General features: G+C 69.4%; 7 protein-coding genes. 2 read left to right on the forward strand and 5 right to left on the reverse strand.

All coding sequences use genetic code 11. From position 1 onward, the window contains the following. Positions 1 to 55: 55 nt before the first annotated feature. The 5 genes from EV148_RS18285 to EV148_RS00690 form a co-directional block, all read right to left on the reverse strand. A complete protein-coding gene (locus EV148_RS18285; RefSeq protein WP_158287250.1) occupies positions 56 to 1,798 on the reverse strand; it encodes a chemotaxis protein CheB in 1,743 nt (580 codons plus the stop codon). Continuing rightward, the gene (locus tag EV148_RS00675) at positions 1,791 to 7,991 is read right to left on the reverse strand and encodes a hybrid sensor histidine kinase/response regulator (RefSeq protein ID WP_131991948.1); all 6,201 of its coding nucleotides are present in this window, start codon (positions 7,989 to 7,991) and stop codon (positions 1,791 to 1,793) included. Before EV148_RS00675 ends, EV148_RS18285 begins: the two co-directional genes overlap by 8 nt. Before the next feature lie 107 nt (positions 7,992 to 8,098). Continuing rightward, positions 8,099 to 10,135: a methyl-accepting chemotaxis protein gene (locus EV148_RS00680; RefSeq protein ID WP_131991951.1), complete on the reverse strand. Its 2,037-nt coding sequence runs from the start codon at positions 10,133 to 10,135 to the stop codon at positions 8,099 to 8,101. Positions 10,136 to 10,195: 60 nt separating this feature from the next. After that, on the reverse strand, positions 10,196 to 10,744 hold the full coding sequence (locus EV148_RS00685) for a chemotaxis protein CheW (RefSeq protein ID WP_131991954.1): 549 nt from the start codon (positions 10,742 to 10,744) through the stop codon (positions 10,196 to 10,198). A 110-nt stretch (positions 10,745 to 10,854) separates the two neighbouring features. Next, entirely contained in the window at positions 10,855 to 11,211 is a 357-nt protein-coding gene (locus tag EV148_RS00690; protein ID WP_131993896.1) for a response regulator, read from the reverse strand. Positions 11,212 to 11,657: 446 nt separating this feature from the next. Between EV148_RS00690 and gshB the strand changes: the two genes are divergently transcribed. Together gshB and EV148_RS00700 are read left to right on the forward strand one after the other, a co-directional pair. Beyond that, positions 11,658 to 12,611, forward strand: coding sequence for a glutathione synthase (gene gshB / locus EV148_RS00695; protein WP_131991957.1), 954 nt, complete (start codon positions 11,658 to 11,660; stop codon positions 12,609 to 12,611). Then, positions 12,608 to 13,468 carry an energy transducer TonB gene (locus EV148_RS00700; protein ID WP_131991960.1) on the forward strand — a complete coding sequence of 287 codons (861 nt, stop codon included), beginning with the start codon at positions 12,608 to 12,610 and terminating at the stop codon, positions 13,466 to 13,468. The genes gshB and EV148_RS00700 overlap by 4 nt, the downstream gene beginning before the upstream one ends. Positions 13,469 to 13,518 lie beyond the last annotated feature (50 nt).

Consider the following 13,518-nt stretch of genomic DNA (forward strand, 5'->3'; position numbering starts at 1 on the left):
TGCGCCGCCGCAGCGACGCGGCTGTGACGACGGTGGTGGCGCACGGGCGCCGTGTTCATGCCTTTTCCGCCAGCAGTTTCTCGGCGAGTTCCTTCGGCGTGCCGAAGAAGCTCACCACGCCGGTCTCGGTGACGCTGTCGACCATCGTGCTGACCACGCAGCTTTCCGGCGACTGCGCGTAGATCGTGCCGCCCCGGCCGGCCAGGTGCACGCAGCCGGACACCGCGTCGTCGGACATGCCGGAGAAGATGATCGCGCCGGCCGCCGCACCGTAGCGGTTGGCCGTGTCCTCGAGCACGCGGTCGATCGACGGCTTGTACGCGGGTTCGCTCGTCAGCTTCTCGAGCACGACGACGCCCATCGGGTCGACCTGCAGCCGTTGCGAATTCGGCACGATGACGATGTCGCCGTGCGCGACACGCTCGCCGTGCGACGGTGTGCGCACCGTCAGCGGCGTCACGCGCGCGAGCTGCTTGGCCATCATGTCGACGAATTCGTCGCCGAGATGCTGGGCGAGCAGGAACAGCGCCGGATAGTCGCGCGGGATGTCGGCGAGGAATTCGCGCACCGACTCCGGGCCGCCGACCGAGGCGCCGAGCACCCACACGCGCTGGATCTTCGCCTTGACCTGGTCCGGATCGAGCCAGTTCTCGTGATCGGGCCGCTCCGCCGTCGGCTGCACGGCTTCCTCGATGGGAATCAGCTCCAGCGAGAGCTCCGACATGGACGGGATGGGCGGCTGCGCCGCCTCGTCGCCGCCTTCGGGCGTGAGGTACTCCGCCGCGCTCATCTTCTCGATGCCGAAGTTGGCCCGACCGGTCGGTGCGGGCTCACCCGCATCGCCTCCGTCGAGATCCGCGAGCGACCACATCGCCGAAGCGCTCGTGGCCGGCTTGCCCCCAGACGGTCCGGGGGGAGCGGCCGCTGCCTCGCCGAGATCGAAATCGAGGCCGAAGTCCGTCGCCGCCTCGTCGATCGCGGATTCGACGTCCTCGCTCGGACGAATGCCGGACGCGACCGGAATCGCCTCGGGCGGCACTTCGACGACGAACTCCTCGTCGAGCGGCGCATCCTCGAGCGGCTCCGGCGCGCTGACGTCGAAATCGGCGAGCAGGTCGTCGATGCCGGACAGTTCGATGTTCTCTTCCGCAGGCGCGTCGAAATCGATCGACGGCACCGTCTTCTCGGCGGGCGCAGGCGTCGGCACGTCGTCCGTGCGCAGCAGGTCGATGAACTCGGTCGGATCGAAGCCCGGCACCGCGGCGGTCGCCAGCACGTCGGCCGGAGCGGAAGGCGCCGGGGGTGGCGCTTCCGGTGCGGCGAATTCGTCGGCGAGCGCCGGCCCCGGTGCGGCGGGCGCGGATGCTTCGCGCGCGGCGGGCACCTCGGGCGCGCGCGCCTGCTCGTCCTGCCGGCGCAGCGGCACCGGTTCGGCGTCCGCCGGCCGCGGCGGGTCGAGGTCGCCTTCGCCGAGCACCTTCGCCGCGAGATGGCGCATCCAGCGCGCCTGGTCCCAGCCCGACAGGGCGCTCGACACGCCGCTGTCGTTGAACACGACCTTGTAGCGCGCGTCGTCGAGCAGCGCGTACACGCCGTCGAGGTCGGCGCTGTCCTCGTCCTCGAGGTTGACGATCACGACGTTCGCCTGCGAGCGCGCGAGCGCCTCGCGATCGAGCGCGGCGGCCGCCGCCTCGTAGACGATCGGCGCGCCGAGCGCCGTCAGCGTGTCGCGCAGATGGTCGGCACGCGTGCTCGATTCGTACAGCAGCGCGACCGCGACGCCGGATGAGCTAGACACGTTCGCGCCTCAATACTTCCTGGACCTGACGCAGCAGGTCGTCTTCCTGGTACGGCTTGCCGAGGTAGCGCTCGACGCCGATTTCGAACGCACGCTGGCGATGCTTCTCGCCGGTGCGCGAGGTGATCATGATGATCGGCACCTTGCGCAGGCGCGAGTCGTTACGCATGTAGGTCGCCAGCTCGTAGCCGTCCATGCGCGGCATCTCGATGTCGAGCAGCATGATGTCCGGCACCGTCTCCTGCAGCTTCTCGAGCGCGTCGAGGCCGTCCTTCGCGGTGAGCACCTCGAAGTCCGCGCGCTCGAGCACGCGCGTGGTGACCTTGCGCATCGTGATCGAGTCGTCGACGACCATGACCAGCGGCTTCGCGCGCACGTCGGAGGGCTGTTCCGGCTCCGGCGCCATGAACGCCGGCAGTTCCTCGATAGCGCCGGCGTCGATGCGCGCGCGCAGCGCCGCCAGGCGGCGCACGAGCGGCGCGAGGTCGAGGATCATCACGACCGAACCGTCGCCCATGATCGTCGCGCCGAAGATGCCCGGCACCGAACTCACCTGCGGACCCACCGACTTGACGACGATCTCGCGCGAACCGACCACGCCGTCGATGCGCACGGCGGCGCGCTGGTCGCCCGTGCGGGTCATCAGCAGCGGGATCTGCGTGTCGTCGCTGGTCGTACGCGGCCGCGGCAGGCCAAGCAGCTGCGACAGCTCGTAGATGCTGAATTCCTCGCCCGCGTAGTTGTGCTTCGGGTTGCCTTCGGCGATGCGCCGCTCGAGGTCGTCGTGCGCGATGCGCGCGACGCCCTGCACCGACGACATCGGGATCGCGTAGCTGCTCTCGCCGAGCTTGACAAGGATCGCCTGGGTCACCGCGAGGGTGAATGGCAGGCGGATCGTGAACTGCGTGCCCTGGCCGATCTTCGAATCGATCGTCAGCGAACCGCCGAGCTGCTTGATCTCGTTGTTGACGACGTCCATGCCGACGCCACGGCCGGCGAGCTGGGTCACCTGCTCGGCGGTGGAGAAGCCGGTTTCGAGGATGAAGCCGTACAGGTCGCGGTCGGACAGCTGCACGTCGGGCTTGAGCAGGCCGCGCTCGATCGCCTTGCGGCGGATCGCGTCGCGGTCCATGCCGCGACCGTCGTCGGTGATGCGCAACACGACTTCGGTCGCCTCGCGGCTGACCGCGATGTTGACCGTGCCTTCGGCGGGCTTGCCCGCGGCGACGCGTTCGTCGGGTTTCTCGATGCCGTGCGCGAGCGCGTTGCGCAGCATGTGCTCGAACGGCGCCTTCATGCGCTCGAGCAGGTTGCGATCCATTTCGCCGTGCGCGCCGTCGACCTTGAGCTGGGCGCGCTTGCCGATTTCCTGCGCCGCCTGGCGCAGCGTGCGCCGCAGGTTCGGCACGAGCGAGTCGAACGGCACCATGCGCGTGCGCATGAGGCCTTCCTGCAGCTCCGAACTCACGCGCGACTGCTGCAGCAGCAGCGTTTCGGACTGGCGCGTCTGCTCGTCGAGGATGCCCTGGATCGACACCAGGTCGGACACCGATTCGCTGAGCGCGCGCGACAGCTGCTGCAGCTGCGAGAAGCGGTCGAGTTCGAGCGGATCGAACGTACTGGTCGAATCGTGCTGCTCGCGCTGGTAGCGCGCGATGATCTGCGCTTCGGTTTCGATCTCGAGCTTGCGCAGCTGCTCGCGCAGGCGGTTGACGGTCTGCTCGAACTCGACGAGGTTGAAGCGGAAGTTGGAGATCTGCTGTTCGAGTCGCGAGCGGTAGATCGACACCTCGCCGGCGAAGTTCACCAGCGAGTCGAGCAGCTCCGAACGCACGCGGATCATTTCCTGCGGCGCACGCTCGACGTCCTCCTGGTCCATCGCGGTCAGGTGGCGCGGTACCGGTCGCGACGCCGGCGCCGTGTCGGCTGCCGCCGGCGCTGCCGCGGGCTGCGTCGCCGCCGGGGTCGCCGCGGCGGCGGGGGTGACCCCGCGGTGCAGGTCTTCACCCGCGACGAGCGCCTCGAAGCGCGCGATCGCATGCAGCGGCATCGCCAGCGCCTTGCGCTGGGCGACGCGCTGCACGAGCACGTGCAGGCGGTCGAAGCCGCGCTCGAGCGATTCGACCGCGGCGCGATCGACCGCGAGGCGGCCGTCGCTGACGGCGTCGACGAGCGATTCCATCGCATGACTGAGGTCGCCGATCGGCGCGAGGCCGGCCATGCGCGCGCCGCCCTTGAGGGTGTGCAGGTCGCGCTGCAGCGCGACGATGTGCGCGCGGTCGTGCGGCGATTCGCGCAGGCTCGCGACGACCGTGTCGGCATGGTCGAGGATGTCCTCGCTCTCCGTCACGAAGATGTCGAGCAGGTCGTCATCGGCATCGGCGGCTTCGAGGGCGCCGTCCGGCTGCGGATCTTCGGCCAGCGGCGGGGCCTCGCGCCCGCCGAGCGGCGCGTGCACGCCGGGCACGACACCGACCGGCGCCGCCGGCGCGGCCGGTTCGGGCGCGGATTCCGCGTCCGCGGGGAACGACGGGCCGGCCGCCTCGGATTCGACGGCCGGCGGAGTCGCCGCGGCATCGTCGAAGCCACCGAAGTCCGTGTCCGGCGCGGAGGTCGAATCGAGTTCGACCTCCTCGACCTGCAGTTCGCCGGCATCGGGGAACGGCACGTTGGCGATCCCGGCCCCGTCCACGGCCGGGGGAGCGTCGATCGCCGGTGCTCCCGGCGCGATGTCCTCGACCTCCGGCACGTCGATCGACGATGCTTCCAGCGAAATTTCCTCGACGGGCAGGCCGGCGAACATCGCCTCGATGTCCGTCGCCTGCTCGATGACCGGGGTTTCTTCCTGCGTGCCCGTCGGCAGCGTCGGCAGCTTCTCGAATTCGGCGAGCGCGGCGGCGAGGTCGTCGGGGATCTGCGCCTGCGGCGGCAGCTCGGAATCGGCCATCGCGATCGCTTCATGCGCATCGCGCAGCCAGTCGTCGACCGAGGTCTCCGTCGTCGACGCAGGCGAAAGCGACGCTGCCTCCATGAACGGCTCGGGCGGCACGTCCGCTTCGGCCGGGGCCGCGTCGGGGGCGACGCTCGCCGGCATCTCGGCCACGTCGCTGTACCAGGTCAGCGATGCCTCGGGTTCGGGCAGCGAGTCGCGCAGCGCGACCATGCGTGCGGCGAGCGCGCTGGAGTCCGGCAGTTGCGCATCGCCGGTTTCCAGCCGGTGCATCACGTCGCGCGTGAGCGCCGCGGTGTCGCGCATCGCGGCGACGCCGACGCGCAACGGCGGACGGTCCGCCGCGCGCAGGCGCTTGATGTAGGTCTCGAGCGGCGCGAGCACGTTGCCGATGGATGGAATGTCCACCATCGCGATCGCGCCATTCAGCGTGTGCACGGCGCGCAGCAGCGATTCGCTCGCGCGGATCGCTTCGGGCTCGCAGTTCGCGACGTACTCGTCGACGACACCGAGGTGCGCGGCGACCTCGCTCTGCAGGATGTCGAACAGCACCGGATCGATGTTCGGCAGCGGGCCCGCGACGACCTGCGCGGCCGCGGCGGGCGCAGCGACGGCTGCAGTGTCGCCCGTGAGCGAGCCCGTCGCCTGCACCTCCGCGTGCAGCGAAGGCTGTTCGCGCACCGGCGCGGGGACGCGCCGGCGCACCGTGCGGCGAACGGTGCGCGTGCCGGACGCGGCAGCGGGAACGCGCGCATCCTCGCCGGCGGCGACCCGATCGGCCGTGTCCATGATGCCGGCGACGTTGGCGCTGGCGCCGGCGTCGCCGCGCAGCGCGGCGAGCAGCGCCGGCAACGTGCCGACCGCGTGGTCGACCAGCGAGACGACCGCGTCGCCCGGCAGGATCGTGCGGTCGAGCACGCGGTTGAGCATGTTCTCGACCTTCCAGCTGAACTCGCCCAGGGTGAGCGCGCCGACGAGGCGGCCCGACCCCTTGAGGGTATGGAACGAGCGGCGGATCGGCTTGAGTTCCTCCAGGTTGCCCGTGTCGCGTTTCCACACCGGCAGCTGGTTGCGCAGGTTGGTGATCTCCTCGTCGACCTCCTCGAGGAAGACTTCGCGGATGTCGTCGTCGATTTCCTCGGCGGCGGCACCTTCGAAGCCGGCGAGGGGCTGCTCGCCCGCGGCGACTTCTTCCTCGATCTCTTCCTCGACTTCGATCCACTGCTCGTCCGCAGCGACGCCGCCGGTCGAATCGGTCTGGGCGAGGCGCAGGCCGGAGATGTCGTGCGATTCGGGTTCGGCCTGGCGCGCTTCGCCGACCACGAGGTCATGCAGGTCGCGACCGGGCAGCACGTCGATCGTCGGCGTCGCATTCGCGGCGGGGTGCTCCATCACGCCGGGCTCGAGCGCGACGGGTGACGGCGCGGCGGGTGGTGCCGCGGGCGCCGTGCCCGTCCGCTCCGCGGCAGGCGCGGCGCGCGGCGGCTCAGGCGCTTGAACCGGCTTCTCGCGCAGCTCCGCCGGCGGCAGCGGCCAGTAGCCGAGCGCTTCGAGGCTTTCGCGTGCGACGTCGAGGATCTTGTCGCGGTTGCGGCGCTGTTCGCGCGTCGCCTCGAGGTAGTACTCGATCGCGGCGAGCGCATCGGCGAGCTTGTCCATCTGCTCGGCGGTCGGCACGCGCTTGTGCGCGATGAGCTCGACTTCGACGAAGCGCACGACCGCGGTCATGAGCTCGGCCGCGTTGGCGAGGCCGAGCATGCGCAGCGCGCCGGCGATTTCCTCCAGCAGGCGCGGGATCTGCTGAACGCGCTGGTGGTCCCACGGTGACTCGATGAACGCGATGATGTCCTGCTTGGCCTGCTGGATGTTGACCGCGGCCTCGCGCATGAGCGCGTCGAGGATGCGACGCACCTCCGCCTTCGGGAGCTCCAGTTCGCCACTGCTCGGCGCTTCGCCGTCGCCGCCGTCGCCGAGCCGTTCGATGTGGTCGTCGAGCGAGGCCTCGACGTAGAGCAGCGCGCCGGCGACGTCGAGCAACGCGCCTTCGTCGACCGGGCGGCGGTGCTGCGACATCTCCTCGATGATTTCACGCTGTTCGCCGACGACTCGGCGCGGCACGCCGAGGCCGAGCATGCCGAGCGTGTCGCCGACGCGGTTGAGCACTTCGGCCTGCGCCGCGAGCTCGGACGCGTCGGTGTTGTGGCCGCGCAGGAAGATGTCGAGCGCTTCCTTGACGCGCACGAGGTCGTCCTTGATCGCCGCCGACACGGTGCCGAGCAGGTTCTTGTTGCGGCCCGTCATCGAGCCCTGCGCGTGCTGGAGTTCGCTCTGCGTCGGCAGCAGGGTGTCGAGGCGGTAGGTGCGGCGGATCTCCGCGCTGCGCGAGCCCGGCGCAACGCCGTTCGAGCCCGAGTGCGCGATGTAGTACAGCAGGTTCTTGACCAGTTCGCGCGGCGGCCTCGCCGCGAACGCGGCTTCGCCGCCCTCGGCGAAGCGGTGGATCTCGCGGTCGACGCGGCCGAACAGCAGCTTGACCGCGACGCTCGGCTCGAGCCCGCGGTTCTCCACGGCTTCGACCACGCCCGCGGCGACCCACCACAGGCGGCGCGGCTCGACGCCGTGCGAGATCGCGCGCAGGCGATCGAGCACGTCCATGAGCCGGCGCAGGTGCTCGCCGTTGGTCGAGTCGCGGAACCATTTGAGCAGCGCGGCCTGGAATGCGAGCCGCAGGCGCAGCGCCTGCGCGCGCAGCTCGGCCGGCGCGGCCGGCGCCGCGCTGCCGGCGGCGGCTTCGGGCAGGGCCAGGCCGAGGTCGGGCGAGAACAGTGCCGATTCGCTCAGCAGGTTCTCGCCGCGCACCGCGCGCAGGTCGTTGAGCAGCGGCAGCAGGACGATCGGGATGTCCTTGTGGCCGCTCTGCAGGCGCTCGAGGTAATCGGGCAGCTGGACCATGCCGCGCATGAGCACGGAATAGCCTTCGTCGCGCTGCTTGATCGTGTCGGCGACGAGCGCTTCGGCGAGGCGCTCCATGTTCTCGACCACCATCGCCGCGCCGTACAGCTCGACCATGCGCAGCGTGCCCTGCACCTGGTGCAGGTGCTCGGCGCACGAGCGCATCAGCGTGATGTTGTCGGGCTCCTCGACGTAGGTCTCGAGCGACTCGCGCGCCTGCGCGAGCGTCGCGTCGAGCGCCGGCTTGACCCAGTTCAGGGCGGTGAATTCGCCATCGTCGTACAGTTTCATGCCACTAGCCTCGACTGCGACGACCGGCGCGCACCGTGCGCGGCGCCGCAGGGGCGCCCGCTCGGGACGGATGGAGGGTGATCAGGGGTCGCTTCATTCGTCTCGACTCATCCCGGCAGCTTGAAGTCGGCGACCGACCGGCGCAGGTCCGAAGCGAGCTGCGCCAGGTTGCCGATCGACTCCGCGGTCTGGCTCGCGCCGACCGAAGTCTGCGAGGTGATCTCCTGGATCACGTTCATCGTCGCGGAAATGTTCGTCGCCGCGGCGGACTGCTGCCGCGCCGAGGTCGAGATGCCCTGAATCAGCGCGGCGAGGTTGTTCGACACGTTTTCGATCTCGCCGAGCGCGTGGCCCGCGTCCTCGGCGAGGCGCGCGCCCGAAACCACTTCCGAGGTCGTCTGCTCCATCGAGCTGACCGCCTCGTTGGTGTCGGACTGAATCGTCTGCACGAGCGTTTCGATTCGCTTCGTCGCGCCGGACGCGCGTTCGGCCAGTCGCTGCACTTCGTCCGCGACGACCGCGAAGCCGCGGCCCGCCTCGCCGGCCGAAGCGGCCTGGATCGCCGCGTTCAAGGCGAGGATGTTGGTCTGCTCTGCGAGGTCGTTGATGAGTTCGACGATCGCGCCGATTTCCTGCGACGACTCGCCGAGGCGCTTGATGCGCTTGGACGTCTCCTGGATCTGGTCGCGGATCGAGTCCATGCCCTGGATCGTCTGGCGCACGACCTGGGCGCCGTTCGCGGCGATCTGCACCGAGCGCTGCGCCACGTCCGCGCTTTCGGCGGAGTTCTTCGACACGTTGTCGATCGAGGTCGCCATGTCGTTGATCGCCACCGAGGCGGAGCTGATCTGCCGCGCCTGGTGCTGCGCGGCGTCGGCGAGCTGCATCGCGGTCGCCTGCGTTTCCTGCGCCGCGGCGGACACCTGCACGGCCGTCTCGTTGATCGTCGTGACGAGGCTGCGCAGCGCCTCCACCGCGAAGTTGACCGAGTCGGCGATCGCGCCGGTGATGTCCTCGGTGACGGTCGCCTTGACGGTCAGGTCGCCTTCGGCGAGCGATCCCATCTCGTCGAGCAGGCGCAGAATCGCGTCCTGGTTGCGCTGGTTGAGTTCGTTGGTCTGCTGCAGGCGGCGGCGCTGGTCGCGGATCAGGTTGTAGCCGAGGAACAGCAGCAGCAGCATCGCGATGGCGGCGGCGAGCGCGCCCCACACCGGGTTGCGGAAGTTCGCGAGGTTCTTGGTCGAGGACATCGCGTCGATCGTCTGCGCGGCGGTCACCGCGCGCAGCAGCACGTCCTGGCTGTCCGTGAACGACTTGTCCGACGCGTCCTTGACCTCCTGCAGGTTCGGCGCGGAGTCGACGATCGTCTTGACCGGTTCGGTCACCGACGTCCACTGCTGCGCGACGTCGCCGACGATCTGCTTGGCGGCGGCGTTGTCGAGCGGCTTGATGTTGAGCTCGGGCGCGCCCTCGAGCAGGCCGGTCACGACGGTCTGGTAGAGGCGCGAGTCGCGGCCGAGGCCGTCGGCGGACATCTGCGTGTCGGCGCCGCCGACGAGGATGCGCGTGACGCGGTTGCTCATGCGGTCGGCGAGCTGCATCTGGCGCGAGGCGATGTAGACCTGCGAGGCACTCGCGTTGCGGTCGGTCAGGATGTTGACGACCTCGCTCATGCGCGAGTTGAGCGCGGACACCTTGTCGATGAAGTCCTTGGCGTTGGTGTTCGCGGTGAGGACGACCGCCTGGTTGTCGATGATCTTCTTGGCGTCCGCCTGCAGCTGCTTCCATGCCGAGGTGAGCGCCTGTACCTCCTTCGGCATGCGCGTCGCGTAGCCCTTCATGCCGGTCTTGTCGCCCTGGTTCAGCGCCTCGACGTAGGCATTGATGTTCTCGCTCGTGCTCTTGAGCTCCTGGAAGGCGAGTTCGTTGCCGCCCGCCGCTTCCGCCGCGTACTTGGCGAGCTGCTGCGAGGACACCTGGATCTGCGTCGTGTACGCGACGGCTTTTCGATCCTGCACGTTCTGGAAGTACAACAGGACGAAATTCGCGATCGCGATGATGAACAACACGCCCAGCACGATGAACAGCACCGTGTTGGCGCGGCCGCCGCGCTCGAGTCCGACTGCACCCGACGTAGTACTCACACTTCACCCCCTATCGTTCTTCTCACCGCCGGCCCCCGAGGGTCGCCGGTGCGGGACATCTCATGCCGCGGCCTGCTGGAAATGGGCGCTGCGCACGAGGGCTGCCATGCTGAACAGCCCCCATTGCACCTCGCCCAACTGGACGTTCTCGCCGACGTAATGGTTGTAGCGCTCGTCCGCCTCGCCGACCGCCGCGGTCAGCTGTTCCTCGGAGAAGCTGCGCTGGCCGAGCACTTCGTCGACGAGCAGGCCGACGCTGCCGCCGTGCTGGCGCACGACCAGCACGCGCGTCGTCTCCGTGTTCGGGCTGCGGCCGCCGCCGACGAAGTCGCGCAGGTCGACCACCGGCACGAGGTTGCCGCGCACGTTGGCGACGCCGAGCAGCCAGCTCTTCGCGCCGGGCACGAGCGTGACCACAGGCGGCGTCAGGATTTCGTTGACCTCGGCGATGCTGCTGACGAAGTGGCGGTCGCCGATGCGGAAGCCGATGCCACGCCACAAGCCCGGCGCGTCGACCTGCTCCGGCGCGCCGGCCGCGTGGGCGAGGCTGCGCTGCTCGTACTCGGCGAGCACCTCGTACGGCGTGGTGGAATAGTTCTGCGCGGCCATGTCAGCGAGCCCTCGTCACGCGCGCGCCCGCGCGGCCTTTCGCCGCGGTCGCGACACTTGCGGTGGTACGCATCGCTGCCATGTCCTCCCCTCCCCAAAGGCGCCCGTGCTCACGTCCCGTCGACGTGGCGGCGGATCGCGCCGAGCAGTTCTTCGCGGGTGAACGGCTTGGTCAGGTACTGCTCCGAGCCGACGATGCGCCCGCGCGCCTTGTCGAACAGGCCGTCCTTGGACGACAGCATGATCACCGGCGTGTTCTTGAACAGCTGGTTGTTCTTGATGAGCGCGCAGGTCTGGTAGCCGTCCAGGCGCGGCATCATGATGTCCACGAAGATGATCTGCGGCTGCTGGTCAGAGATTTTGGCGAGCGCCTCGAAGCCGTCGGTCGCAGTGACGACGTCGCATCCTTCCTTGCGCAGCAAGGTCTCGGCAGTGCGGCGTATGGTCTTCGAATCATCGATGACCATGACCTTGACGCCGTTCAGGCCGCCCTCTTTTGTGTCGTCCACCTAACCCCCTCGCCACTCGACATCTGTAGTTCGCGGCCGCGCCCGTGAATTCGGACGCGTCGCCATGGCATGCAATCCGCATGCCTGAAATGACGGAATACGAAGCGCCTGATCTGGCGCACCACGCGGCCGTGCCCCTTATCCAACATAGCTAGCGAAGCTGTCAAGTTGTTGGCGTAAGTGTACGAACCGACGAAAGTTCGCCCCCCGACCAAGGCGCCACGCGAGCGTTCCGAGTGTAGTATGCGACCCGCCCTGCGGTTGCGACGGGTTTCGCGCTTGCATCGCCGTTGTGCACAGCAAAAATCGGCGCAAAGTGACGCTCCCGGCCCCGCCGTGGCATGGTTCGCAGCCGGCCTCGCGGCCGCACCGCTATGCTCCCACGAACCGCGTCCGGAAGACTGATGACCCCTAGCCTCGCCGTGCTGATGGATCCGATCGGCACGATCAACCCGAAGAAGGACACCACGCTGGCCCTGCTGCTCGAAGCGCAGCGCCGCGGCCATTCCCTCCACTACATGACCCAGGGCGACCTCGCGGTGCGCGACGGCGCGGCCTGGGCGCGGCTGGCGCCACTGGCCGTGCGCGACGACCCGCACGACTGGTTCAGCCTCGGCGCCGGCGCCTGGCGGCCGCTCGCCGGCATCGACTATGTGCTCGCACGCAAGGACCCGCCGGTCGACGCGCAGTTCATCTACGACACGATGGTGCTCGAGGTCGCGCAGCGCGACGGGGTCGAGGTCGTGAACGACCCGCGCGGCCTGCGCGACGCGAACGAGAAGCTGTTCTCGCTGCAGTTCCCGCAATGCTGCCCGCCCACGGCCATCGCGCGCGACGCCGCCGAGCTCAAGCGCTTCGTCGCCGAACACGGCGAAGTCGTGCTCAAGCCGCTCGACGGCATGGGCGGGCGCAGCATCTTCCGTTCCCGCCACGGCGACCCGAACCTCAACGTCATCCTCGAGACCCTGACCGGCAACGGCCACGGCTTCGCGATCGCGCAGAAGTTCATTCCCGAGATCAGCGCCGGCGACAAGCGCATCCTCATGATCGACGGCGAACCGGTGCCGTACGCGCTCGCGCGCATCCCGCAGGGCGACGATTTCCGCGGCAACCTCGCCGCCGGCGGCAAGGGCGTCGGCGTGCCGTTGTCCGAGCGCGACCGCTGGATCGCCGCCCAGGTCGGCCCGGAGCTGCGCCGGCGGCGCATGCGCTTCGTCGGCCTCGACGTGATCGGCGACTGGCTCACCGAGATCAACGTGACCTCGCCGACCTGCGTGCGCGAGCTCGACGCGCAATTCGGCCTCAACATCGCCGGGCTGCTGTTCGACCGGCTCGAAGCGGGTGCCGCCGACGGATGAGCGACCCGACGACGAGCAGCGCCGACCGCCTCGGCGTCACCCTGCTGTTTTCCGCCGTCGCCCACGCGGTGCTCGCGCTCGGCATCACGTTCGAGTTCGAAAAGGCGCCGCCACGCCTGCCGTCGCTCGACGTGATCCTCGTGCAGTCGGCCAACAGCGAGAAGCCGGAGAAGGCCGACTTCATCGCCCAGGCGAGCAACAGCGGTGGCGGCGACGCCGACAAGCCGCACCGGCCGTCGCAGCCGCTGTCGGGACCGGTGCCGAAGGCGACCCCGGGCGTGGCCCCGATCCCGCTCGAGGACGGGGCGCCGCGGCCGACGCCGCCGAGCCCGACCGAGATGCTCACCCAGCGCACGTCGACCTATCGCATCACGACCGACCAGCAGGTCGCCGAGGCCGAGCCGCAACCGGACCGCCTCGAACGCGAGACCGACCAGCGCAAGCTCGAGATGGCGCGGCTCGCGCAGGAGATCCAGCACGAAGCGGAGCAGTACGCGAAGCGGCCCAAGCGCAAGTACATTTCCGCGAACACGCAGGAATACGAGTTCGCCGCCTACATGCGTGCCTGGGTCGCGCGCATCGAACGCATCGGCAACCTCAACTATCCCGACGAGGCGCGGCGACGCCAGTTGCACGGCCAGCTCGTGCTCACGGTCGGGCTCGACCGCAAGGGCAAGGTGAAGAGCATCGACGTGATCCAGTCGAGCGGGCACAAGGTGCTCGACGACGCGGCGATGCGCATCGTGCGCCTGGCCGAGCCGTTCCCGGCCTTGCCCGAGAGCAAGGAACAGGTCGACGAGCTCTACATCAGCCGCACCTGGCAGTTCCTGCCGGGCGACATCCTCGTCAACCGCTGACCGCGGACGCGGGTCCGCGCGATGCGACGGGGATTCCCGTTCAGCGCGTC

The sequence above is a fragment of the Dokdonella fugitiva genome, assembly GCF_004342425.1.
Lineage (GTDB): Bacteria > Pseudomonadota > Gammaproteobacteria > Xanthomonadales > Rhodanobacteraceae > Dokdonella_A > Dokdonella_A fugitiva.